Origin of the sequence: Microbulbifer sp. (genome assembly GCF_036563125.1) — a bacterium.
Lineage (GTDB): Bacteria > Pseudomonadota > Gammaproteobacteria > Pseudomonadales > Cellvibrionaceae > Microbulbifer.
In genome coordinates, this window is record NZ_DATCMV010000112.1 from 24,129 (window position 1) to 47,284 (window position 23,156).

Consider the following 23,156-nt stretch of genomic DNA (forward strand, 5'->3'; position numbering starts at 1 on the left):
CATGCGCGGAGTATTTCTCGATACGCTCACCATGAAACCGGAAGAGCTGGATACTTCCGCGCTGGAAAACGCCCTGGAGCACTGGGATTTTTTTGCCACCACATCGCCTGATGAAACGGCAGCGCGTATCGCCAGCGCCGATGTGGTCATCACCAACAAGGTGGTGCTCGACCGCGCGCTGATCGAAAGCGCCCCCAGCCTAAAGCTCATCTGCGTCTGCGCCACTGGCACCAACAATATCGACCTGGGCGCCGCGGCAGAAAAAAACATTCCGGTAAAAAACGTCACCGGTTACACCGGCAGCTCCCTCGCCCAGCACACCATCGCCCTGCTGCTGGCGCTGGCCACCCGCTGGCATCAGTACGCTGACGACGTGAAAAACGGCCGCTGGAGCCAGTCACCAATTTTCTGCCGGCTGGATTACCCGGTGATGGAACTTGCGGGGAAAACCCTGGGGATCATCGGTTACGGTGATCTCGGCCAGAAGGTGGCACAGCTCGGTGAAGCGCTGGGTATGCGTGTGCTCGTCGCACAGTCCGCAACGGGCGAGCAGAAGCCGGGACGAGTTTCAGTGGAACAGCTGGTCGCCGAGTCAGACGTCATCAGCCTGCACTGCCCGCTCACCGAGCAGAACAAGCAAATGGTAAACCGCGAATTTCTCGCCGCCATGAAAGACTCTGCGTTCCTGATCAACACTGCCCGCGGTGGGTTGGTAGATGAAACTGCGCTGGCAGAGGCCTTGAGGAATGGCGTGATTGCCGGGGCCGCCCTGGACGTCCTCAGCGTTGAACCGCCACCTGCAAATCACCCGCTGCTGGAAAGCGATATTCCCAACCTGATCATTACGCCCCACAACGCCTGGATCAGCCGCGAGAGTCGCCAGCGTCTATTAGACGGCGTGGTCAACAATATTCAGGGTTGGTTACAGCCCTGATTTAAATTCCTGAACATTCTATCCACGAACGCGCTGGCAACGATTTCACCGGACGCGCAAAAAAAAGCCAAATTCCCGACCTGTGACCCTACCCTTTTAGCTCACCTTGAAATTTCCGAGGAGGGCATCATGGCAAGCGCAAAATCTCCCAACAGCGAATCTAGCATCCATTCCGGTCGGGAAAAGTTACATCAGGCCTATAACCTGGCCGGCGAAGCCGCCCACGATACCGCCGCACATGTCAAAACCCGTGCCCGCGAAACCGCGGATCAGGTGAAAACACGCACTCGCGAATCCATGGAAAAGGGCAAACAGCGTGCACAGGATGTTGCCGAACGGGCAGAAAATTCCATCAAGGCACACCCCCTGGTCAGTGTCGGCTGTGCCTTTGCCGCCGGATGGCTGATCGCCAAGATTCTCAAGTAAGTTTTGCAACGCAGGTTAGTAGCGGTGGGGCTTTTAATAAGTCCTGCCAATTTCCCGTGCGCATCTTACATTTCCCGAATCGCTGCAGAATTCTCTGGCATTCACTGGGGTCCAACTGATGGCCGGTTCAGACAACGCCCGCAAACACCACTCCGAGAAATTTGCCGAGAAATCTGCGGACGACGCTCGATTTTCTTCCGCGCCGGCTGAAGAGGGATTGCACGCCGATGTCGCCGCGCTGATGGAGCGCGCGGAAGCCACCATGACGCTGGCCGCAGCGTGGACGGAAAACCTCACCCGCTTGGTACATCTGGAATTCCAGCGTACTCTCGCTGCCGGCAAGCGTATTGTCGCACTGCTGGTGCTGGTATTTTTCCTCGCCATTGCCCTGGTGGTGAGCCTGTGCGCGGGGCTGGGTCTGCTCGGCTATTACTTCTTTCAATCCGTGTATATCGGCTTCGGCATTTTCCTGCTGGCGCAGCTGCTGATTGTCGCCACCATGCTGATTTCTGCCCACCGGCTGCGCCGGCTGCTGGGCTTTGAGGAAACCCGTAAACAGGCAAAAGAGGCGATCGACGATGTCACTGCGCTCTTTAAACAGGCAGATTGAAAGTTACGGATTTGAAATGGCACGGCAGCGGCGCTGTGCCCTGGCGCTGATGCAACAGCAGAGAGTGCAGGCGGTAACCCAGGTGCAGAGAATCCCACTGCCGCTGGCAATGGGCGTGGCGTTTGCGAGCGGGTTTATTCTGCAGAAATTCTTTAATACCCCCGCTCCGAGAACCCTGATGAACTGGTATCTGACTTACCAGGCTTTCAGCCAGGGCGCGAGCCACAATGCGCCGGGGTGACAGTAGGGCCCGGCACTAGCCGGTTTCTTCAGGCAGCGTTTGCGCCGCTGCTTGTACACTGCCGGCAATCCCGCCACCCTCGCTGCCGTCGCGGCAGCCAATCTGCAGGATTTTTTCCGCGACGTCGACGAGCTTCAGATTCATCTCCATCGCGCGGGTCTGCATGCTGCGGTAGGCTTCCTCTTCGCTCATTCGCAGGCTGCGCATTAGAATCCCCTTGGCCCGCTCCACCAGTTTGCGTTCGGTCAGGGCGCGGCGAGTTTTCTCCAGCTCCTCACTCACCCGGTGAATATGTGCCACCTGGGAGCGAATCAGGTCGTACAGGGAGTGGGCCAGGTTTTTCCCCGGCAGCGGCGGCACCGCGGTACTCGGCGCACTGCCGTACAGTCCGGGAACTTCCGGATCAAACAGCACCGCCAGCGCCGGCGGGCGCGTCCACTCGCTAGATTTCATCCGCTGTAACTGCGCGTAGTGATGCCCCAATTCCGACTGCGCTTCCGCCACCCGTTTGCGGCTCACCCGCAGCAGACGCGCCGCCATGGCATCTTCGAGTCCGTGCATGGCGTCGATGCGCGCGGTGGCGAGGTCGTACCACACCTCACTGATTTCTGCCGCAATCGGTTCGCCCTCCTTCAGCCCGGCAATGATCTGGCGCAGGCGCTGCAAGTCGCGGGATGCCTCGCTGTCCTCAATCGATTGCCAGCGCGCCTGCTCCGTTTCACCGGCAAATTCCACAAATAATTCCAAACTGCCGCGCTGGCAATCCTGCAACTGTGCCAGGCGCCCGTGCAGTTTTTTGTCAAAGCGGCAGCCGGCAAAGCCAATCGCGCCCCAGGCGCGCTCCTGTCCGGCAAATTCCTTGGCCTGCATAAAGTTGAACAGGGCCACCAGCAGCCGCGTCACCTCCGGATCGTCCGCCACGTCCGCCGCTTCGAACACCACCGACAGCAATCCGGCAATCAGTCGGCAGTAGGCATCGGTGGATTCGAGAGCACTCACTTCGAATGCGTCGACGTGGCAGCGAAGGTTGGCGAGTTCATCCAGCCCGTGCAGTGAGTAGGCGATACTGTTCAGCAGACGCATATCCCGCGGGCTTTCATCCCGACCGGAGCGCAGGTAGCGGTTGTGCAGCAGGCGGCGGAAGACCTCCTCGCTGTCGCGGCCATGCTGGATCTGCTCCTGGCGCTGTGCGGAAAAGCGGAAGCCGGCAGAGACCAGGTAAATGTTGCTGATTCCCCGCTCCCGCTGCAGCTGGTGTACCAGGTCGGAAACCGTCGTCACCAGCTCGCAGCTGCCGACGAGCCGCTCCAGCGCCTGGATTTCGGCGCGCTTGGCGGCCAGCAGGAATTTTTCTGCATCATCGCTGTGTATGGAGCTGGATCCGGGCATGGCTGCGCTTCCGCATAACAAGGTTACCCACTGGTCCAGCAATAAATATTCCACTCGCAAACGCACACGCGGGAAAAACCCCGCCTCCTCACATTCCGCACCAATCGGGCGCGGACCGGCAAGATTGCACCAGTTCGACGCAAACGCGCTTGCGGCCCCGGCAGGTCCATTATGCACAGGCCAGTCCACAGGCTTGTTTTACCCGGTTTTTGTACAGGGCCGCACACTTTCCGCGAGGTAAAAAACGCCGCGGGTGAAAAAGTTGGCACCGAGCTTGCTTTTGGTTTTTCAGGTACAGATACCGCGCAGTCGCTACAGAGCAGGCGCAGATCTTACCGGGCGATATGCCCACCACAATCAGAACACTCTGGATAAAGGCGTCCATCACTTTCCGGCAGCGACCGGTCTGTGTGGGCGCTTTTTTTGTGCCCAGGATTTACCCGTGTGCAGTGGCAGCAGGACGCCACAGGGTCGATTCAGCACAGATGGATACCCGATCCTCGAACATCATCAAAGGTGATCACTATGGCTTATCTCGTTCCAGCAGAATTCGTGACCAAAATGGTCGACGCCGGGGAATCCAAAATCTATATGTCCACCCGCGACACCCTGGTGCGCGCATATATGGCCGGCGCCATCCTGGCACTGGCCGCGGTGTTTGCGGTTACCGTGGCGGTGGCTACCGGCTCACACCTGATCGGTTCCATCCTGTTCCCGGTGGGCTTCTGCATGCTCTACCTGATGGGCTTCGACCTGCTGACCGGCGTATTCGTACTCGCCCCGCTGGCACTGCTCGACAAGCGCCCTGGCGTTACCGTACAGGGTGTGCTGCGCAACTGGGGCCTGGTGTTTGTCGGCAACTTTGCCGGCGCACTCACCGTGGCGGTGATGATGGCTTTCGTCTTTACCATGGGCTTCAACACCGATCCGGGCGCGGTGGGTACCAAGCTCGCTGCCGTGGGCGAAGCACGCACCCTGGGTTATGCCGAGTACGGCGCTGCAGGCTGGCTCACCATTTTCCTGCGCGGAATGCTGTGTAACTGGATGGTATCCATGGGGGTAGTCGGCGCGATGATTTCCACCCATGTGAGTGGCAAGGTCATCGCCATGTGGATGCCGATCATGCTGTTCTTTTTTATGGCCTTCGAGCACTCGGTGGTGAACATGTTCCTGTTCCCCACCGCGATCATGATGGGCGGCGACTTCTCCGTGATGGACTACCTGATCTGGAATGAAATTCCCACCGCCCTCGGCAACCTGGTCGGCGGTCTCGCGTTCACGGGCCTCACCCTCTACAGCACCCACTACAAAACGGCGCCCAAGCGCCAGCTGACGGCCGCGCGCGATAGCGCAGGCAAAGAAGCACTGGCCTGATAACGTGCTAAAGCCCCGCAGCGCGGGGCTGATTTTTTCTATGAATAACACTCTCTCGCTGGACATCGGTCAGCACAGCAGTGCCGGGCTCAAGGCGGAAAACCAGGACAGCTGCGGCGCACGCCTGCCGGGCGAACCGCAACTCGCGATGAAGGGCGCCGCGTTTGCGATTGCCGATGGCATCAGTTCAAGCCCGGTGAGCGCCGTTGCCAGTGAAACCGCGGTGAAGAGTTTTCTCGAGGACTACTACTGCACCTCCGACAGCTGGAGCGTAGCGCATGCCGCGGAACAGGTCCTCAGGGCCACCAATGCCTGGCTCTATGGCCAGACGCGCCAGAGTCCCTACCGCTTTGACAGGGACAAGGGCTACGTCTGCACCTTCAGTGCGGTGATCATCAAGGGCACCGAGGCGCACCTGTTTCACCTGGGCGATTCGCGTATCCACCGTTTGCGCCGCGGCACACTGGAACAGCTCACCCACGACCACCGCCAGTGGCAGGGAGAACACAACAGCTACCTGAGCCGCGCACTGGGGGCGAAGGCACAACTGGACATGGACTACCGCCGGGTTTCCCTGGAAGCTGGCGACCTGTTTATCCTTAGCACCGACGGGGTGCACGAATTCCTGTCGCAACAGACGCTGATCGAACATCTGCAACAGCGCGAAGACTGTCTCGAAAAGGCGGCCAAAACCCTGGTAGCGGCGGCACTGGCCAATGGCAGTAACGACAATCTCACGGTGCAGCTGGTGCAAATCAGGAGTTTGCCGGAGCCGGCGCTGGAAACGCTGGAGCAGGCGGGCACCCTGCCGCTGCCTCCCCTCCTGAAAAGCGGCGACGTGATCGACGGCTATATCATCGAGCGCGAGATTTACGCGAGCAGCCGCAGCCACGTATATCTCGCCAGCGACCAGAACAGTGGCAGCCGTGCCATTCTTAAAACCCCTTCCATCGATCTCTCCGAGGATCCCGCCTATCTGCAACGGCTATTGATGGAGGAGTGGGTGGCGCGGCGCGTCAACAGTGCCCATGTGGTACGCGCGGCTGCCAGCCAGCGACCGCGCCGATTTCTCTACACCGCGATGGAAGTGGTGCAGGGGCAGACGCTGCGGCAGTGGATGAACGACCACCCCCATCCCAGCCTGGAAACCGTGCGCACTATTGTCGAACAGATAGCGCGCGGCCTGCAGGCCCTGCACCGGGCGGAAATCCTGCATCAGGACCTGCGCCCGGAAAATATCATGATCAGCCGCGCCGGTACCGTCACCCTGATTGACCTCGGATCGGCCAGGGTTGCCGGCATCGCGGAAACTGCCGACGACAATGGCCAGCTGATTCTCGGCACCGCCCTGTACAGCGCACCGGAATATTTTCTCGGTGATTCCGGCACGCCGCGCTCGGACCTTTTTTCGCTCGCGGTACTCACCTATCACCTGCTGTCTGGTGAGTTCCCTTACGGCCCCCGAGTAGCGCGCTGCACTACCGTAGCCGCGCAACACAAACTGCGCTACCGCAGTGTGCTGAGCGAATCCCGCGCGATTCCCGCGTGGATCGACGCCACCCTAAAAAAAGCGCTGCAACCAAATCCGCTGCGCCGCCACGAGGCACTGTCGGAATTTGTCTACGAGCTACGCCACCCAAACCCCGAGTATCGCAATGCCACCCGCCCGCCGTTGATGGAGCGCTACCCGGTGCGTTTTTGGCAATCGGTGAGTGGCATTCTGCTGCTGGTTATTTTTTATCTGTTGAGCCTGATAACCAGCACCACCTGAAACCTGACCAGTAAAACATGCAAGGAGAAAATCCATGATCAGTAACCGCCAGCAAGTCACCGATATGATTCTTGTCGCCAAGGTGCAGAAGGATCTGAAATGGTCCCAGGTGGCCGAGGCCATCGGTCTGTCGAAGGAGTGGACTACCGCCGCCTGCCTGGGGCAGATGACGTTTACCAAACAGCAGGCCGCGGTGGTGGGGGAGCTGTTCGACCTCAGCGACGAGGCCATCGCCTGGCTGCAGATTGCTCCCTACAAGGGCTCCCTTCCCACTGCGGTACCCACCGACCCGCTGATTTATCGTCTGTACGAGTTGGTGAATGTGTACGGGACCACAATCAAGGAGCTGATCCACGAAGAGTTCGGCGATGGCATCATGAGCGCCATCGACTTTTCCATGGATATCCAGCGGGAGGAAGATCCCAAGGGCGATCGGGTGAATATGGTGATGTCCGGCAAATTCCTGCCGTATAAAACCTACTGACGATAGCCCCCGCGCTGGCGGCCGGCGTGCCGCCGGCTCACCCCCTATGCAACACCGATGCAACGCCCCTGCGCCAGACTCGCTACAATACCGATCCTGATATTTGCCCTGAATCGGCCCGAACCATGAGTCTTAGCACGCCGTCCTCCTCTGCCCGTCCAGAAGAAAACGTCATTGTCGAAACGGAGTTATCCACAGAGAAAGCAGCGGAGCAGCTGGCGGAATTTATTCACCGTCACCCGCGCCTGACGGTGCTGACCGGCGCCGGTGTGAGTACCGATTCCGGAATTCCCGATTACCGCGACCGCAACGGCCAGTGGAAGCGCAAGCCGCCAGTGGATCACCGGGATTTCATGGCGAGTGCTGCCACGCGCCAGCGCTACTGGGGGCGGGCTTTGATCGGCTGGCCGGTGATCCGCAATTCGGCGCCGAATGCCGCGCACTTTTATCTCGCAGAACTGGAGCGCCGCGGACATATCCAATTGTTGATTACCCAGAACGTGGATCGCCTGCATCAACGTGCGGGCAGCGAACAGGTCATCGACCTGCATGGGCGCGCAGATGAGATCCGCTGCATGTGTTGTGATTACCGGGCTATGCGGCAAACCGTGCACGATCGCAGCTACGATCTGAACCCCGCGTTCCGCCACTATACGGCGGAGACAGCGCCGGATGGGGACGCAGACCTCGAGGTGGATTTCAGTAGTTTTCAGGTCGCGGACTGCCCGGATTGCCAGGGGATTCTGAAACCCGATGTGGTGTTCTTCGGCGACAATGTGCCAAAGGCACGTGTCGAGCAATCGCTGCAAGCCGTGCGCGATAGCGACGCACTGCTGGTCGTTGGATCGTCCCTGATGGTCTACTCCGGATTCCGCTTTTGCCGCTATGCGAAAGAGTGGAGCAAGCCGCTGGCCTCACTGAACCTGGGGCGCACCCGCGCCGATGACCTGCTCGATCTCAAGCTGAATGCGCGTATCGGTGAAACCCTGGCCGCAGTGCTGAAGCAACTGTAACTTCGCTCCCCCCCAGACGCGCCCTTGCGTTACTCCGCCGGCAGCCCCAGCACAAATACCGCGAGGCAGATCAGGCCGGTCACGGTAAAGCAAAGCATATACAAGCGCCGCCACCGCAAGCCCTGCGTTTGCCGGGCAACCAGCCAAGCCACCGCGCACTGGAAGGCGTAGAACAGGGCGAACGCGCGCGAGGCATAGGCGATGATTTCCTGCACGCTGGTAAGCCATGTCAGGCATACGGTAACCGCCATGATCAGCACATAGGCGTAACGCTCGGGCAATCGCTGACGTGAAATATCTTCGATCAGCCCTCCAGCCCCCGCCGAGTCGGCGACGGACGCGCTGAACTGGCTGCCAATGGCGGCAACGGATATCAGTATCGGTAACACTGCGGCAATCGGCGCCGTCATGCCGATAATGGCGGTCACATCGGCCCCGAGCTTTTTGTGAAACAGCACGGTCGCCAGGGATATGAATACCAGGTAGATACCCGCGGACAGCAGCTGTGCGACACGCATGGTGGCAATCCGCTGCTCTGCCGAATGTTCGCTACCGAGGTATCGAGAGGTTTCAAACCCCTGCACCACGATCAGTAGCCCCAGCAGCACACGCACGTCATGGGAACCGATGCCTGAATCGACGTTCGGCAATGCCCAATCACCGCCCTGCAAAAGTTGCAGGTTATGCACCAGCAGCGCCACCAGCAGCGCGCCGATCATGCCCAGATTAAGGCTGACCGCATATTTCTCCAGCGCCTCCAGTTCACTGAGTCCGCGCCAGGTGCCGACGCTGCCAATGACAAGCAGCAATATGGTCGTGACGCCGTTGGCCAGTAATTCACTTTTCATCCCCATGGCATGCAGCAGAAATTCTGCCAGCAACTGCAGGTAATAGGTGACGGAGATGAAATAGGCCCCGGCCAGTACCACCCGGGAGGCGAGCGCGACTTTCTGTGCCGGACCACTGAGGTGCTCAACCGGCTCAAAGTGGCGGATATTGAAGCGAACGGCGCTGCCCACCGCATAGGCAATGACCAATAGCACGGCCATAAACAAGACGGCAAAATTTCCGACAATACCCGCCAGTAATGGCGCGCTGACCAGAAAGCCGCTGCCCATGATGGAAGCCAGTGGTGTTACCGTGGCCTTCCAGCCAGAGGAATGTGCCACACGAGGTGAAAACGCCAGATAGGCTGCAATTAACAATGCGACGCCAACAATCAGAACATTCACCCGCCGGCCCCTCCCTTAGTGAAGTGTATTAGCGACACCAAATCTCCGCATCATCGGGCGCCATGGCGATACAGGTGGACCCAGGGCACTGAAATATAGCGCCTTGGATACCTAAAATTTTGGCAGCCATATTTACTCGCGGAATAAATTTTCCACCAAAATTCATTAAAAATTTGCCTAGACAAAAAAATAACACGCCACGGAATATTTACATTAGAAGAAAACTCATCGCCTGAAAACCGACTCCAGGCAATCAAAAACCGACGAATGGATTCTTAATGGAAGCGTATACTTCGGACCATCCAGTTAAGCTAAAACAATCAACGCCTGCGCCGACAAAGACAGAACTCAGCCTGAGCGTCGAGCTTACATGGGATGGGGCAAAGAAGTTGCTTTATGCCTGGGAACGCACTGACCACAAAGGTGCCGCCAGAGTGGCCACGGCAAAGGCCGATTTTTTTCTGCCGTTTATCTCAGAGATGCCCGGTGAAAAAACGCCTTACGTGGCTTTCTGGAATAGGCTCGGGGCACCGGAGGGAATACTGCTGGGCCGCCTCGATTTCAGGCGCCCGGTGGTAAGGATCGGCAATTGGCAGGTTCCGATGCCACTGCTCCGCACCTTGAATATTACTGAGGGTGGGCTTGAAGCACTGACCCGCGACACCGCCCTGCAGCAGAAAAAATATTTGCAAGAACTACTGGTCAGTGGAAATTTTGATTGTATTTCTATTTTTCGCCTGTCTCCGGATAGCGAAGTCGGGCGAGTATTCGAAAATGGCTTCCTCAAGCCCGGCGATGGATTTCCGGTAAAAATAGCGCGCTGGTTCACTGAACTCACTGATCGCGATGGAAAACCGATAGCCGCAAACTCGGCAAAAACACGCAGCGGATTTCGCCGTAAAGACCGCAAGCTGGTTGAAGCATTTAAAGGTGCAGTTGAAATACGGGAAATTCGCGATCCGGAAAAGGTCACTGAATATTTAAAGGTGGCCGTCAAAATCGGTGCTGCCGGCTATCAGCAGAGTATCGGCGTAGGGGTGAAAGACGACCCGGTCTGGAACAGTATCTTCAGAATCCATGCCGCAAATGGCAATTTCCGCGGCTACCTGCTGGAAGCCGAAGGGGAACCCATCGCCTATATAGTAGGCCCAGTCGTGGACGGCACCTTTACACTGCTGGCCACCTCCTACCTGCCGAAACACAGCCGATTGGCACCGGGCACCTATTTGCTCCGCAGAGTGATTGAGCGGCTACAGGAGGAAGGTATTCGCTGGATCGACTATGGTGAGGGCGATTACAGCTACAAAGAACTCTACGGCACCTACCGGCGGGAAGATGCCTCGATGAATTACTATGGGTCGTCACCCAAGGCAAGAATCGCCAAGCTATTGAACAGCGTTGCACATTCCATCATGGGATTTCTTCAATCCAGTGGCTTGCTGATGCGACTCAAGAAAATTCGCCGGTTTATTATTGACCACCTGAACAAAAACAAACCGGCCGCGGATTAATTGCAACGCTGACGCCTGCCTGCGGCGACCTTCCGATCAGTTATTCCCTCGGTTCGGAGAGTTTTTCTTCCGTACGATATTCAAAATCACTGGCATCGTGCCGTTCGTGCAGTTGCTCCGACGGCTCGCCCCAGGTTCGGTTCACCATACGCCCACGGATTACTGCCGGACGCTCACCAATTTCATTTACCCAGCGATTGACGTTGTTGTAGCTGTGGGCTTCCAGAAATTCCGCGGCATCGTAAGCCTGATTCATCACCAGCGCGCCATACCAGGGCCAGATCGCCATGTCCGCAATGGAGTACTCGTTGCCGGCAATATATGGATGTTGCGCAAGTTGACGGTCGAGGACATCGAGCTGGCGTTTGACTTCCATCGCGTAACGGTTAATGGGGTATTCGTACTTCTCCGGCGCATAGGCATAGAAGTGGCCGAAGCCGCCACCGAGGAAGGGTGCGGAACCCATTTGCCAGAACAGCCAGTTCAGGGTTTCGGTGCGCTGGGCCGGTGTGTGCGGGAGAAAAGCACCGAATTTTTCTGCCAGGTACAACAGAATGGAACCGGATTCGAACACGCGGATCGGTGGCGTGGTGCTGTGGTCCACCAGCGCCGGTATTTTGGAGTTGGGGTTGATATCGACAAAACCACTGCTGAACTGATCGCCCTCGGTGATGCGGATCAGGTGGGCGTCGTACTCGGCCCCGGTATGCCCGAGCGCCAACAGCTCCTCGAGCATGATGGTCACTTTCACACCGTTCGGCGTACCCAGCGAGTAGAGCTGCATCGGGTGCTTGCCCACCGGCAGCGCCTTGTCGTGGGTCGGGCCGGCAATGGGGCGGTTGATATTCGCAAACTGTCCACCATTAGCGCTGTCCCATTTCCAGACCTTTGGTGGTACGTAAGTTTTGTCAGACATTCTAAAGTTCCGCTTTTGACAGTTATCGGCGACGCGGCCGCTATCCCTGTATTGTCCTTAGCCCGTTTCTGTCTGCACCTGAGTCCGACCGCGGGCAATCAGTGCCAGGACACCCCAGATAAGCAGACTTACTATCAGCACCAGACCATACTCCCCGAATGGAATCCGCAGTGGCTGCTGCCAGCTCACCACGCCGCTGCCGATAAGACCGAGTAATACCAGTGCATACCCGGTGATGATGCTGCCAACCACCCTCTGCGACAACCCCAGGCCGTGAATCTGGGTGACCACCAGCATGCTCAGGAAGCCGGTGAAGAACATCGCCACAGTGGACCAGCCCTGCGCCGGTGACAGGTAAGCGACCACCACGCCGTGAATTAACACAAAACTTTCCAGGAAAAAGGTCCAGTAGCGGTTGCGGTGACTGCGGGTGAACATCAGGCTGCCCTGCAGTAATAACGCAAACAGGTAAAAGAAGCCGAGCAGGTGTCCCAGGGTCATCTCTAGCGGGTGATACCAGAAGGTATAGAGAATCGCCCAGGAAAAGTAGTAGCCGTGATAGCGTTTGAGACAGGTGACCACGGTCTGCTTGATTGGAACCCGCTTGCCAAAAAACAATCCCCGGCGCGGGTTTTCCATGATCAGCACGACGACCAGCAGGAAAATCACAGAAAACTGCGAAGACCACACCGACACCGTCTGCGCCAAGCCGTCGTAGAACAGCTTGGTCTGCAGTATGTGCAGGCCAATGAAAAAGGCATTGCCCACCAGCGCCAATAGGTTGATGGGGTGCAGGCCACCGGTGTACCCCATGTTTTCTTTGTGGTGCAGCTGTCTCGCGCGGAAGATGATCCACCAGTGAAACAGCTGGTGGGCCGCATAGCCGGCCCATGCCGTGATAAACGCCCAGGTAGAAGGCTCGGGCAACTGCCAGTAATACCAGCCTCTGGTTTCATCCGGCAGGAAATCAATTTGTTCACTGTAGGGGCCGCTAATGATCGCCACCAGCACAAGCGCAAGGCAGCCCATCAGTCCCCAGCGCAATTGAAAGCGATAATTTTTGTGGCTTGTTAACCAGCGGTTTAACGCCATGCTACCCCCCGGTGATTACCGTCGGTTAGTGAAGAGTTCTGCCTGTGCTGCCATCTTACCCATGAACGGGGAATGGCACACCGTTCACTATCTACACCGAGGCGAGATTTGGGACACCAGGCTGTAGCTCGTAATACGCAGGTGGCATGTTGAGTGGATCAACGCATTGCGACAACCGCTTGCTGCAAATTAAGCCACGACACGCCCGAGCATTATTCACAGCTGCGCGGCGATGCATCCCCTTCCAGGCAGAATTCCAAAGTCGCCGCGGCCTCCCGTTGTTGAAGCCCCCCTGACGCTCCCCCATAATACCGGCCCAATTTCAACCAATGCGCCGCCTGTCGCCAAACACGGACTAGGGCCCCAATTCGGCCACTTGCTAGTCTTGCATATACAGGTGCCCAATTTTTGTACTACGCCAATTCAGTACCCAGGGCCAATGCGGTGGCCCGAACGGAACGTCTATGACCGAATTCACCGTCATCCTGCTCTCCACCATCCTGGTGAACAACTACGTGCTGGTGCAGTTCCTCGGCCTGTGCCCGTTTATGGGGGTTTCCAACAAGCTGGAGACGGCCATCGGCATGGCCGGTGCCACCACCTTCGTGCTGACTCTGGCGGCCATCTGTTCCTATCTGGTGAATACCTACCTGCTCGAACCCTTCGGCATGGAATACCTGCGCACCATTTCCTTCATTCTGGTGATCGCGGTGGTGGTGCAGTTTGCGCGCATGTTTATCGAGAAGACCAGCCCACTGCTGTACCGGGTACTCGGGGTCTTCCTGCCTCTTATCACCACCAACTGTGCGGTGCTGGGTGTGGCACTGCAGAACACCCTGAAGGCAAACAATTTCGTGCAGTCGACCCTGTACGGCTTCGGCGCCGCGGTGGGTTTTTCCCTGGTACTGATCCTGTTTTCCGCGATGCGCGAGCGGCTGGCGATGGCGGATGTCCCCAAGCCGTTCAAGGGCGCGGCCATCGGCATGATGACGGCGGGGCTCATGTCCCTGGCGTTTATGGGCTTCAGCGGACTGGTATAAGGAGCGGCAACAATGGATTGGCTATCTGATGTTTCCACGCCGCTGCTGATTCTCGGCGGTATGGCGCTGGTGTTCGGCGCCCTGCTGGGCTTTGCCGCAGTGCGCTTCAAGGTCGAGGGCGACCCTATCGTCGACCAGATCGACGCCCTGCTACCCCAGACCCAGTGCGGCCAGTGCGGCCACCCGGGCTGCCGTCCCTACGCCGAGGCCATCGCCAACGGCGAGGCCATCAACAAGTGTCCTCCCGGCGGCCAGGCCACCATCAACGAGCTCGCCAACCTGCTGGATGTGGAAGCGATTCCGCTGGACGCAGAGCACGGGGTGGAAGATGTGAGAAAGGTGGCGTTTATCCGTGAGGCGGAGTGCATCGGCTGCACCAAGTGCATCCAGGCCTGCCCGGTGGATGCCATCGTTGGCGCCGCCAAGCAGATGCACACGGTGATCGTGGACGAATGCACCGGCTGCGACCTGTGTGTCGAGCCCTGCCCGGTGGACTGTATCGATATGGTGCCGCTGGAGATGACCCTGCAGCGCTGGCACCCGAACAAACCCAGAGACGGTATTCAATTGATCGCCAGTGACAGACCCGAACTGCACGCCGATGACCGGAGTGCAGCATGAGCCAGGTGGACGAACGACTGAGCGCCAGCGAGCGCCGTGCCGCCCGCGAAGCACACCTGATCGCAAGCGAAAAGGCCCGCGACCTGTCCCGCGAGTTGAAAATCAACGACTTTCACGGTGGCGTTCACCCACCGGAGAACAAGCACCAGTCCACCGGTGAGCCTATCGGCAGAATTCCGCTGGCGGAAGATCTGATCGTCCCCCTTAACCAGCACATCGGCGCCACCGCCATCCCGCTGGTGAAGCTGGGCGACCTGGTATTGAAGGGCCAGAAGATTGCCGAAGCCGACGGCCCGGTGAGCTGCCCGGTGCACGCGCCCACGTCCGGCAAGGTGGTCGCCATTGAGCCCATGTCCGTGCCGCATCCCTCCGGCATGGTGGCGGACTGTATCCAGATCCGCAGCGATGGCCGCGATGAGTGGTGTGCGCGCACTCCGCTGGCGGACTACCGGAACCGCGACACCGACGAGCTGCTGGAGCAGATTCGCGACTGCGGTATCGCCGGCATGGGCGGCGCCGGCTTCCCCACCGCGGTGAAACTGAATCCGCGCGGCGGCGTGACCATCGACACCCTGATCATCAACGGCACCGAGTGTGAGCCCTATATCACCGCCGACGACATGCTGATGCGCGAGCACGCCGACGAGATCATCGCCGGTGTGGAAATACTCGCTCACCTGCTGGACCAGCCGGAACGGGTACTGATCGGTATCGAGGACAACAAGCCGGAAGCAATTAAGGCGATGCAGCGGGCCGCCGAGGGCACCCGCTTTCACGTGGTGGTGTTTCCCACCAAGTACCCTTCTGGTGGCGAGAAACAGCTGATCGAGATTCTCACCGGCCGCGAAGTGCCTAACGAGGGCCTGCCGGCCAACGTGGGCATCGTGTGCCAGAACGTCGGCACCGCCCGCGCGGTATATCGCGCCATTCACTTTGGCGAGCCGCTGATCAGCCGGGTCACCACCGTGGTGGGGGAATCCCTGGCCCACCAGCGCAATATCGAGGTGCCAATTGGCACCCCGATCCGCCATATCCTCGAATGCCACGGTATCGACCGCAAACAACTCCAGCGCATTGTGATCGGCGGGCCAATGATGGGTTACACCATCGAGGATGAATCCGCGCCGGTGGTAAAGACCACCAACTGCATTCTCGCCCCCACCAACAAAGAACTGCCGCCACCGCCGCCAGCCCAGGCCTGCATCCGCTGCGGCCTGTGCGCGGAGGCATGCCCCGCGAGCCTGCTGCCACAGCAGCTGTACTGGTATGCACGCGCGGAGGACCGCGACAAGTTGCAGGCCTACAACCTGTTCGACTGCATCGAGTGCGGCGCCTGTTCCTATGTGTGCCCCTCCAGTATTCCGCTGGTGCAGTACTACCGCGCCGCCAAGGGGGATATCCGCGAGGCGCGCCAGGAAAAGGAAAAGGCCGACCGCGCACGCGAGCGCTTCGAATACCGCAAGCTGCGCATGGAAAGAGCGGAGCAGGAGAAGGAAGCCAAGCGCCTGGAGCGCAAGAAAGCCGCCGAGGAAGCCCGCAAGCTGCGTGAGCAGAATGCCGGTAGCCCGGAGGCGCAGGCGGCAAAACAGGAGGCCGATGTGGTGGCCGCGGCGCTGGCACGGGTAAAGGCCAAGCAGGCCTCGCCGGAACAGCAGCTGGCCCGCGCGCAGCGCACCCTCACCAGTGCCGAGCACCGGGTGGAGCGGATGCAGCAAAAGGTCGCCGAGGCGGATGAGTCACAGCGCGCGCAGCTGGAGGCCCAGCTGAAGACCGCCGAACTGAAACTGAAGGAGGCCCGCGACAAGCTTGCGGAAGCGGAAAGCCTGTCAGCGACGGCTCCCGCAGCGCAGCAGCATCCCGCGGCAGAAAGTGCGCCAACGCCTTCGATCACTGAAGACAAGCTTACCGTGGCCGGCGCCTCATCGTCCGCCGCTGGTGCCGCGATCGAAAGAGCCAAGGCCGCGGCCGCCGCCCGCGCCAGCATGAGCCCGCAGGAAAAGCTCGCCGCGGAAATCGACGCGCTTAAAACGCGGGTGGAAAAAGCCGAGGCGCGGCTGCAAAAAGCCCGCAGTGAAGACGATCCCAACACCGCCGCGTTTGAGACTGCGCTCGGCAAGCTGCAGGAAAAGCTGGCGGAAAAACAGCAACAGGCCGGATCTCAGGACTGAGGCGAGGGAAGAAAGAGAAACACCATGTCCCTGATGCAAATCACATCCCCCCACGCCCACTCAGGCCAGAGCACCTCAAAGGTGATGCTGCAGGTGGCCGCCGCCACCGTTCCCGGCATCCTGGCGCTGGTCATCTACTTTGGGCCCGGCGTACTGATCAACATTGCGCTGTGTATTGTCACCGCGCTGGCGAGCGAGGCGGCGGTCATGAAGCTGCGCAATCGCCCGGTAGGTTTTTACCTGAAGGACTACAGTGCACTGGTCACCGCGGTGCTGCTGGGTATCGCCCTGCCCCCCTACTGCCCCTGGTGGATTCCGGTGGTGGGCAGCATCAGCGCCATCGTGCTCGCCAAGCAGCTCTATGGCGGCATGGGCTACAACCCGTTCAACCCCGCCATGGTGGGTTACGTGGTTCTGCTGATCAGCTTCCCGGTGGAAATGACGCGCTGGGCCGGGCCGGCGGAACTGATCCAGGGTGTGCCGGGCCTGGATGAGACCTTCGCGCTGGTCTTCGGCAACATGAACGTGGACGGCTTTACCCGTGCCACACCGCTGGAAATCGTGCGTCACAACCAGTCCACTATCCTCGCCCAGCTGTACGAGATGGAGCCGGTGTTCAACAAAGGCACCCTGGCGGGGCTCGGCTGGGAGATGGCCAATGTCGGCTTCCTGCTCGGCGGCCTGTTCCTGTGGTTCCGCCGCCTGATCACCTGGCACGCTCCGGTGGCGATGCTCGCCACCCTGGCGGTACTGTCGGTCATGTTCTATGACGGCGGCAGCTCCCTGAGTGAGGGCTCCCCCCTGCTGCACCTGTTCTCCGGCGCCACCATGCTCGGCGCGTTCTTTATCGTCACCGACCCGGTGAGCGGCTGTACCAGCAACAAGGGCCGGCTCATTTTTGGTGCCGGTGTCGGCCTGCTGGTATTCGTGATTCGCGCCTGGGGCGCCTACCCGGATGCGGTGGCGTTCGCAGTACTGCTAATGAACTTTGCCGCGCCGTTTATCGACAACTACACACTGCCGCGCACCTATGGCCACAAGGCCGCACGCAAGGCCACCGACCTGGAGGAGCAGTGATGCTGAAACGCTCCATCGGCAAAAACGCCGCGGTACTGGCGCTGTTCGCTCTGGTCACCGCCGGCACCCTCGCCATCACCCAGATCACCACCAAAGAGCCCATCGAGCGGGCTGTGCGCGAGGCCTCCGCCAAAGCCCTGCTGGAGATCATCCCCATCGACCGCCACAGTAACGACCTGCTGGTGGATACCTACCCCATCCCCAAACAGTACTGGGCGTTGCTCGGGCTGAAACAGGGCGGCGATATCAATCTGGCACGCCAGGCCGACGGCACCATCGATGCGGTGATCATTCCTACCGTGGCACCCGATGGTTACTCCGGCCCGATCCGCATGCTGGTGGGCGTCAACCGCGACGGCAGCATCGCCGGTGTGCGGGTCACCAACCACGCCGAGACCCCCGGCCTCGGCGACAAGGTGGAAGTGAAGAAGAGTGACTGGATACTGCAGTTCAACGGCAAGTCCCTCAAGGATCCCAGCCGTGATATGTGGAAAGTACAGAAAGACGGCGGCGCCTTCGATCAGTTCACCGGCGCCACCATTACCCCGCGTGCGGTGGTGAACCAGGTGCGCAGGGTGCTGGATTTTGTCGCCGAAAACCAACAAGTGATTTTCAGCGCGCCGGTATCCAAGCGCGCGGTGGAAGTCGAGCAGCCAACTGCGCCCGAGGGGGAAAATAACTGATGGCCACCCCGAGCTATTCCGAAATCACCCACAACGGCCTGTGGAAGAACAACCCCGCACTGGTGCAGCTGCTGGGCCTGTGTCCGCTGCTTGCGGTCACCGGCTCCGTGGTCAATGCCATCGGCCTCGGTCTCGCCACTACCGCAGTACTCGCCTGCTCCAACCTGGCGGTATCACTGTTGCGCCATCAAATGCCGGAAACCGTGCGCCTGCCCGCCTCGGTGATGATTATCGCCACCTTCGTGACCTGTGCCGAACTGTTGATGAAGGCATTCACCTACGAGCTGTATCTGGTGCTGGGAATATTCATTCCACTGATCGTGACCAACTGTGCAATCCTCGGCCGCGCCGATGCGTTTGCCAGTAAAAATCCGGTACTGCCCTCGCTGCTGGACGGCCTGATGATGGGCGCCGGTTTCAGCGCAGTGCTGATCGTGATCGGTGCGATACGGGAAATAATCGGTCGCGGCACCCTGTTCAGCGATATGGATCTGCTGCTCGGCCCGGTGGCCGCCAACTGGACGCTGCCGGTGCTGGGGCAGGATTACAGCGGCTTTCTGGTGGCGGTTCTTCCACCCGGTGCGTTTCTGGTGGCCGGCCTGCTGATTGCGGCAAAAAATGCTATTGACGCCAACGCGGAAAAACGCCGCAAGGCACAGGCGACGGTAGTGACCGGCAGCAAGCGCGTAAGGACTACCGGCAAAATTCAGTAATTAGACCTCCGTCTATTTTTTTAAATTTTTCGCCCACAAAATGCCGGCCAATGTGCCGGCATTTTCATGACCAATTAATTCTCGCCATCCAAACCAATTTTCACGCCAGGCCCTACCAATCCAGAGTTTTCCGAAGCATCCTTCAATGAATCACTCGCTGTAATGGAATGTAATGGGATTTTCCTCACAAACCTGAATTCCGCGGTGGTCACTGCCCTGCACATCGCTAAAATAGCGCGGCCGTTCCAGAATGGCTTGCCGGTCGAATCTATTCATGGCAATGAGTCCGCGACATTCGTTAGACTCTTCCCACAAATATAAGACCCAAGCCACCGAGAGCGGAACACTGTGTACAGGCAATATCGCCCATACCCTAATTACCACGCTATTTTTATCCGGATTTCGTATTACCTGATCGCCGATAGCACTCCGCTCACTGCCGCAAAGGAACTACCGTCACCATGACTTTGGACAATGGAAAGTCTGAACTGGTCTATCAGGGGCGCAAAGCCCAACGCGCCGACAGTCGTCAGCGCCGTAAAGCCATTCTCGAAGCCACCCTGCGCCTCATTGTAAAAGATGGCATCCGGGGAATCCGCCACCGCGCCGTTGCCAAGGAGGCCGCGGTGCCTCTCGCTGCAACCACCTATTACTTCAAGGATCTGAACGACCTGATCAGTGACGCATTCACATTTTTTGTGGAACAGAATATTGATCAGACCCGGGGCCTGCAGGAAGAAAGTATCGCTGCGGCCCGTCAGCTCACTCCGGAGCAGCTGGCCTCCCCCGAAGGGCGCCGCCAACTGATCCAGCAACTGACTCGCTTTGTGCTCTCGCACATTCGCGCCCAGGCGGCGAACCGCGACAATCGCCTGGTGGAACTGGCATTCAAGAATGAGGCGCTGCGCAACGAACAGCTGACCCGCGCAGTGCGCATGGCCAGCCAGTCCACGGAAAACATGATCGTGGAGTTCTTCGACCTGCTACAAATGGCTGACCCCGCCGCTGCCGCGCAGATCGTGCACGGCACCATCCTGAACCTGGAATTCCAGGTGCTCTGCGGCGCCGTTTCCATCGAGTCCCCACTGCTGGAGCGGGCCGTCACCATGATGATCAAGGGCCTGATTCCCGCCAGGGCGGAAGAAAGCCCCCAGGAACAACAAATGGTGGACATGCAAACGGCCTAAGCTGCGCTGTGCACTGAAACCGCGATATCGGTAACTGCAGTCAATTGATCAGACTGCATTGCCGATATCCGTTAACACTTCTCGCCCCCGCCTTCCCTAGACGCTCCATTATTGCGGTTTTATAGCTCCGCTCACCTCCCCACATCCGCTTGAATCCAACTTCCCTGCTCTGTGTTTTTCGTTAACGGCATGCAAATACACCGATTGCGCTCGCAGATCCGAACTGTGGCCGCGCGTTGAGCAACTAAACTGAAAGGGTTTACATCGGAAGTATTTGAAGACGTACTATGGATTTTCTCGCACTCCGCAGGCTGCTATGTTGCCTAATCATTCTGCTTCCGGTCACCGTGGCCTGCCAGCGAGATACGCAGTCACCATCCACACAAGTGAACCCGTCGGAAAACGCCTCAGAGCAGACTGACGCCACTAATGGCACCTCATCCAGTACGAGCGCCGAGGACGTTACCAGCACTTCGGAGGAAGCAGGCCAGCATGCCGCGCACAATGACGACGTGCGCCCGGAAGCCGCATGGCCTCCGGAAACCAGCGGTGAATATCCGATTAATGCCTACAACAATTACGTAGAAACTGGCGACCTGGACGCGATCAAAAAGCGGGGGAAACTGCGAATACTGGTGGATATCGCCAACGTTGACTCCCTGCATCGTGAAGCAACACAGCAGGACATAGAGCTGGAAGAGACCAAGAGACTGGCCGAGCACCTGGGGCTGGAGCCCGTTGTGCTTTACGCAAATAGCTTCGACCAGCTCATACCGCTGCTAAAAGAGGGAAAGGGAGACATCATCGCCAACAACATGGTGGTAACTGAATCCCGCAAAGAGCAGGTTGATTTTTCGACTCCGACGGCAAAAACACACTTCATCCTGGTTTCGAGAAAAGACTTTAAGCCCGTCACGGCCGTGGCCGACCTCAAAGGAAAGACTCTGGAGGTCACCAAAGGCACAGCTTACGAAGCGCTCGTACGGGCGTATGCAGAAAGGTACCCCGACCTTGAATTCAAGGTATCCGAAAGAAATTATGTGGAACTGGTAATCGCGGTAGCCGATGGGCTTCTGGATTTCACCGTGGTTGAGCAGCAAATTTACGATCTCGTATCCCAATTCAAAGACAATCTGCAAAAGAACTATGTCTTTCCGGAAGAGCGTGAAATGGCCTGGGCAATGCGCAAGAACTCCCCAGAGCTTGCCAATGCAGTCAACGACTTTATCCGCCACAGCAAATTGAGCCGTTCCATCGAAAGGTCGGTTGGAGACCTGGATAAAATCCGCGAACGCGGCTATATCCGATTCCTCACCAGAAATCACCCCGGAACCTACTACATGTGGAAGGGCCGCATAATGGGTTTCGAGTTCGAGCTGGCTGAAGCCTTTGCCAAGGAGCTGAAACTCCGGCTCGAAATCGTAGTGGCGCCCACCCATGAGGACCTTCTCAACATGCTTAGAGATGGGAAGGCTGACGTTGCCGCAAGCCTTATTTCCATTACCGAGAGACGAATCAGTAGCGGCATGGCTTTCGGCCCACCCTATATGAAGGAAAGGGTTGTTGTGGTGGGGCGGGACGACGACAAAATCGCGAGTCTTGAGGATCTGGCGGGGCGCACGATTTTCGTGCGCAAGTCCAGCAGTCATTACGACGTGGCAATGGAACTCCAAAAGAAGGTTCCTGGGGTAAAAATAGAGCTGGCGCCAGAAGAACTCAACATTCAGCAGATCATTGACCGGGTTGCCGACAAAGAATACGACCTTGCCATTGCCGATGATGTTTCACTCAAGCTGGAAAATGCCTGGCGAAAAAATGTCGTTGAGTTGATAGACCTGCAACAGGATGACAACGCCTACGCGTGGATGGTTCGCGAAAGCAACCCCGAGCTACTCAAAGAGATCGAAAAATTCTTCCACCGCAAAAGCACCAAGAAACTGCAAAAGGTTCTGTACACAAAATATTTCGATTCTCCGCAACGCACACGCCCGGAGATCAATGAACTCAATGCCGACGGCACCATTTCTCCATTCGACAAGCACGTCAAAAAATACGCCGAGGAATTCGACTTCGACTGGCGCCTTGTCGTCGCGCAGATGTTCCAGGAGAGCACCTTCAACCCCAAAGCCAAGTCCTGGGTGGGCGCGCGCGGATTGATGCAGGTCATGCCGGACACCGGTAAACAGGTCGGAGAAAAAAATCTGTTCGATCCGGAGACCAGTGTCCGTGCGGGCATGAAGTATCTCGAGTGGCTGCACCGGAAATTTGAAGACAAGGACATCAGTCCCGAAAACATGATGTGGTTTACCCTCGCCGCCTACAACGCCGGGCTGGGGCATGTGTACGATGCTCAGGATCTGGCAGAGGAAAAGGGCTGGGATCGCAGGGTGTGGTTCGACAACGTGGAAAATGCCATGTTGCTGCTATCGGAAAAAAAATATTATCAGAAGGCCCGGTTCGGCTACGCCCGCGGGCAGGAACCTTACGATTACGTGCGTAAGATTCAGGCGCGCTATCGCACCTATGTCGCACTGCTGGAAGATTACGAGCGCCGGAATGCGGATGAAACCAGTGGTCTGCTCGACTTACTGTATCCAGGATTCCATCCTGCAGTGTTCCGAGCCGAGGTATCGGTGACGCAGTAAACGCGAGAAACTTTCCGGAACCGGATAGA

Annotated in this window: 21 protein-coding genes; 17 read left to right on the plus strand and 4 right to left on the minus strand. The window is 58.4% G+C overall.

What is annotated here, in order from left to right:
• Window position 1: 1 nt before the first annotated feature.
• The 4 genes from VIL80_RS08945 to VIL80_RS08960 all read left to right on the plus strand — a co-directional run bounded on the left by VIL80_RS08945 (window position 2) and on the right by VIL80_RS08960 (window position 2,211).
• A complete protein-coding gene (locus VIL80_RS08945; protein WP_332035767.1) occupies window positions 2-934 on the plus strand; it encodes a D-2-hydroxyacid dehydrogenase in 933 nt (310 codons plus the stop codon).
• A gap of 129 nt (window positions 935-1,063) precedes the next feature.
• Window positions 1,064-1,360 (plus strand): ElaB/YgaM/YqjD family protein, encoded by a 297-nt coding sequence (locus VIL80_RS08950; protein WP_332035768.1) that lies wholly within the window; start codon window positions 1,064-1,066, stop codon window positions 1,358-1,360.
• A gap of 118 nt (window positions 1,361-1,478) precedes the next feature.
• On the plus strand, window positions 1,479-1,970 hold the full coding sequence (locus tag VIL80_RS08955; RefSeq protein ID WP_332035769.1) for a hypothetical protein: 492 nt from the start codon (window positions 1,479-1,481) through the stop codon (window positions 1,968-1,970).
• A 16-nt stretch (window positions 1,971-1,986) separates the two neighbouring features.
• Complete coding sequence (locus VIL80_RS08960) at window positions 1,987-2,211, plus strand: hypothetical protein (protein WP_332035770.1); 225 nt, start codon at window positions 1,987-1,989, stop codon at window positions 2,209-2,211.
• Between the two features lie 15 nt (window positions 2,212-2,226).
• Here the strand turns inward: VIL80_RS08960 and VIL80_RS08965 are convergent, their stop codons facing one another.
• On the minus strand, window positions 2,227-3,600 hold the full coding sequence (locus tag VIL80_RS08965; RefSeq protein WP_332035771.1) for a nitrate- and nitrite sensing domain-containing protein: 1,374 nt from the start codon (window positions 3,598-3,600) through the stop codon (window positions 2,227-2,229).
• A 525-nt stretch (window positions 3,601-4,125) separates the two neighbouring features.
• Here VIL80_RS08965 and VIL80_RS08970 point away from each other — a divergent pair.
• From VIL80_RS08970 to VIL80_RS08985, 4 genes are all read left to right on the plus strand, one after another.
• Window positions 4,126-4,974 (plus strand): formate/nitrite transporter family protein, encoded by an 849-nt coding sequence (locus tag VIL80_RS08970; protein WP_332035772.1) that lies wholly within the window; start codon window positions 4,126-4,128, stop codon window positions 4,972-4,974.
• Window positions 4,975-5,014: 40 nt separating this feature from the next.
• Window positions 5,015-6,745 carry a bifunctional protein-serine/threonine kinase/phosphatase gene (locus VIL80_RS08975; RefSeq protein WP_332035773.1) on the plus strand — a complete coding sequence of 577 codons (1,731 nt, stop codon included), beginning with the start codon at window positions 5,015-5,017 and terminating at the stop codon, window positions 6,743-6,745.
• Between the two features lie 34 nt (window positions 6,746-6,779).
• A complete protein-coding gene (gene cynS, locus VIL80_RS08980) occupies window positions 6,780-7,229 on the plus strand; it encodes a cyanase (protein ID WP_332035774.1) in 450 nt (149 codons plus the stop codon).
• A gap of 125 nt (window positions 7,230-7,354) precedes the next feature.
• Window positions 7,355-8,242: an NAD-dependent protein deacetylase gene (locus VIL80_RS08985; protein WP_332035775.1), complete on the plus strand. Its 888-nt coding sequence runs from the start codon at window positions 7,355-7,357 to the stop codon at window positions 8,240-8,242.
• Window positions 8,243-8,271: 29 nt separating this feature from the next.
• Here the strand turns inward: VIL80_RS08985 and VIL80_RS08990 are convergent, their stop codons facing one another.
• On the minus strand, window positions 8,272-9,474 hold the full coding sequence (locus tag VIL80_RS08990) for an Aq_097 family APC-type transporter (RefSeq protein ID WP_332035776.1): 1,203 nt from the start codon (window positions 9,472-9,474) through the stop codon (window positions 8,272-8,274).
• A 278-nt stretch (window positions 9,475-9,752) separates the two neighbouring features.
• Here VIL80_RS08990 and VIL80_RS08995 point away from each other — a divergent pair, with 278 nt between their 5' ends.
• The gene (locus VIL80_RS08995; RefSeq protein ID WP_332035777.1) at window positions 9,753-10,985 is read left to right on the plus strand and encodes a GNAT family N-acetyltransferase; all 1,233 of its coding nucleotides are present in this window, start codon (window positions 9,753-9,755) and stop codon (window positions 10,983-10,985) included.
• 40 nt (window positions 10,986-11,025) lie between these two features.
• On the opposite strand, the gene yghU is transcribed toward VIL80_RS08995, so the two are convergent.
• Window positions 11,026-11,901, minus strand: a complete 876-nt coding sequence (gene yghU / locus VIL80_RS09000; RefSeq protein WP_332035778.1) for a glutathione-dependent disulfide-bond oxidoreductase — start codon at window positions 11,899-11,901, stop codon at window positions 11,026-11,028.
• Between the two features lie 57 nt (window positions 11,902-11,958).
• Window positions 11,959-12,993: a hypothetical protein gene (locus VIL80_RS09005; RefSeq protein WP_332035779.1), complete on the minus strand. Its 1,035-nt coding sequence runs from the start codon at window positions 12,991-12,993 to the stop codon at window positions 11,959-11,961.
• Between the two features lie 464 nt (window positions 12,994-13,457).
• Between VIL80_RS09005 and rsxA the strand changes: the two genes are divergently transcribed.
• The 8 genes from rsxA to VIL80_RS09045 all read left to right on the plus strand — a co-directional run bounded on the left by rsxA (window position 13,458) and on the right by VIL80_RS09045 (window position 23,127).
• Complete coding sequence (rsxA, locus tag VIL80_RS09010) at window positions 13,458-14,033, plus strand: electron transport complex subunit RsxA (RefSeq protein WP_280322074.1); 576 nt, start codon at window positions 13,458-13,460, stop codon at window positions 14,031-14,033.
• A 12-nt stretch (window positions 14,034-14,045) separates the two neighbouring features.
• Window positions 14,046-14,654 carry an electron transport complex subunit RsxB gene (rsxB, locus tag VIL80_RS09015; protein ID WP_332035780.1) on the plus strand — a complete coding sequence of 203 codons (609 nt, stop codon included), beginning with the start codon at window positions 14,046-14,048 and terminating at the stop codon, window positions 14,652-14,654.
• Window positions 14,651-16,822 (plus strand): electron transport complex subunit RsxC, encoded by a 2,172-nt coding sequence (gene rsxC / locus VIL80_RS09020; protein WP_332035781.1) that lies wholly within the window; start codon window positions 14,651-14,653, stop codon window positions 16,820-16,822. The genes rsxB and rsxC overlap by 4 nt, the downstream gene beginning before the upstream one ends.
• A gap of 24 nt (window positions 16,823-16,846) precedes the next feature.
• The gene (gene rsxD, locus VIL80_RS09025) at window positions 16,847-17,899 is read left to right on the plus strand and encodes an electron transport complex subunit RsxD (RefSeq protein WP_332035782.1); all 1,053 of its coding nucleotides are present in this window, start codon (window positions 16,847-16,849) and stop codon (window positions 17,897-17,899) included.
• On the plus strand, window positions 17,899-18,582 hold the full coding sequence (rsxG, locus tag VIL80_RS09030; protein ID WP_332035783.1) for an electron transport complex subunit RsxG: 684 nt from the start codon (window positions 17,899-17,901) through the stop codon (window positions 18,580-18,582). The genes rsxD and rsxG overlap by 1 nt, the downstream gene beginning before the upstream one ends.
• Complete coding sequence (gene rsxE / locus VIL80_RS09035; protein WP_332035784.1) at window positions 18,582-19,295, plus strand: electron transport complex subunit E; 714 nt, start codon at window positions 18,582-18,584, stop codon at window positions 19,293-19,295. Before rsxG ends, rsxE begins: the two co-directional genes overlap by 1 nt.
• 461 nt (window positions 19,296-19,756) lie before the next feature.
• Window positions 19,757-20,482: a TetR/AcrR family transcriptional regulator gene (locus VIL80_RS09040; RefSeq protein WP_332035785.1), complete on the plus strand. Its 726-nt coding sequence runs from the start codon at window positions 19,757-19,759 to the stop codon at window positions 20,480-20,482.
• 287 nt (window positions 20,483-20,769) lie between these two features.
• A complete protein-coding gene (locus VIL80_RS09045) occupies window positions 20,770-23,127 on the plus strand; it encodes an MltF family protein (RefSeq protein ID WP_332035786.1) in 2,358 nt (785 codons plus the stop codon).
• Window positions 23,128-23,156 lie beyond the last annotated feature (29 nt).

Bases quoted from the DNA above. Each gene is read 5' to 3' on its own strand.
- VIL80_RS08955 (WP_332035769.1), top strand. From the start codon at position 1,479: ATGGCCGGTTCAGACAACGCCCGCAAACACCACTCCGAGAAATTTGCC.
- VIL80_RS09040 (WP_332035785.1), top strand. From the start codon at position 19,757: ATGACTTTGGACAATGGAAAGTCTGAACTGGTCTATCAGGGGCGCAAA.
- cynS (WP_332035774.1), top strand. From the start codon at position 6,780: ATGATCAGTAACCGCCAGCAAGTCACCGATATGATTCTTGTCGCCAAG.
- VIL80_RS09045 (WP_332035786.1), top strand. From the start codon at position 20,770: ATGGATTTTCTCGCACTCCGCAGGCTGCTATGTTGCCTAATCATTCTG.
- yghU (WP_332035778.1), bottom strand. From the start codon at position 11,901: ATGTCTGACAAAACTTACGTACCACCAAAGGTCTGGAAATGGGACAGC.
- rsxA (WP_280322074.1), top strand. From the start codon at position 13,458: ATGACCGAATTCACCGTCATCCTGCTCTCCACCATCCTGGTGAACAAC.
- VIL80_RS08985 (WP_332035775.1), top strand. From the start codon at position 7,355: ATGAGTCTTAGCACGCCGTCCTCCTCTGCCCGTCCAGAAGAAAACGTC.
- rsxC (WP_332035781.1), top strand. From the start codon at position 14,651: ATGAGCCAGGTGGACGAACGACTGAGCGCCAGCGAGCGCCGTGCCGCC.
- VIL80_RS09005 (WP_332035779.1), bottom strand. From the start codon at position 12,993: ATGGCGTTAAACCGCTGGTTAACAAGCCACAAAAATTATCGCTTTCAA.
- VIL80_RS08995 (WP_332035777.1), top strand. From the start codon at position 9,753: ATGGAAGCGTATACTTCGGACCATCCAGTTAAGCTAAAACAATCAACG.
- VIL80_RS08960 (WP_332035770.1), top strand. From the start codon at position 1,987: ATGGCACGGCAGCGGCGCTGTGCCCTGGCGCTGATGCAACAGCAGAGA.
- VIL80_RS08970 (WP_332035772.1), top strand. From the start codon at position 4,126: ATGGCTTATCTCGTTCCAGCAGAATTCGTGACCAAAATGGTCGACGCC.
- VIL80_RS08965 (WP_332035771.1), bottom strand. From the start codon at position 3,600: ATGCCCGGATCCAGCTCCATACACAGCGATGATGCAGAAAAATTCCTG.
- rsxG (WP_332035783.1), top strand. From the start codon at position 17,899: ATGCTGAAACGCTCCATCGGCAAAAACGCCGCGGTACTGGCGCTGTTC.
- VIL80_RS08975 (WP_332035773.1), top strand. From the start codon at position 5,015: ATGAATAACACTCTCTCGCTGGACATCGGTCAGCACAGCAGTGCCGGG.
- rsxD (WP_332035782.1), top strand. From the start codon at position 16,847: ATGTCCCTGATGCAAATCACATCCCCCCACGCCCACTCAGGCCAGAGC.
- VIL80_RS08945 (WP_332035767.1), top strand. From the start codon at position 2: ATGCGCGGAGTATTTCTCGATACGCTCACCATGAAACCGGAAGAGCTG.
- rsxE (WP_332035784.1), top strand. From the start codon at position 18,582: ATGGCCACCCCGAGCTATTCCGAAATCACCCACAACGGCCTGTGGAAG.
- VIL80_RS08950 (WP_332035768.1), top strand. From the start codon at position 1,064: ATGGCAAGCGCAAAATCTCCCAACAGCGAATCTAGCATCCATTCCGGT.
- rsxB (WP_332035780.1), top strand. From the start codon at position 14,046: ATGGATTGGCTATCTGATGTTTCCACGCCGCTGCTGATTCTCGGCGGT.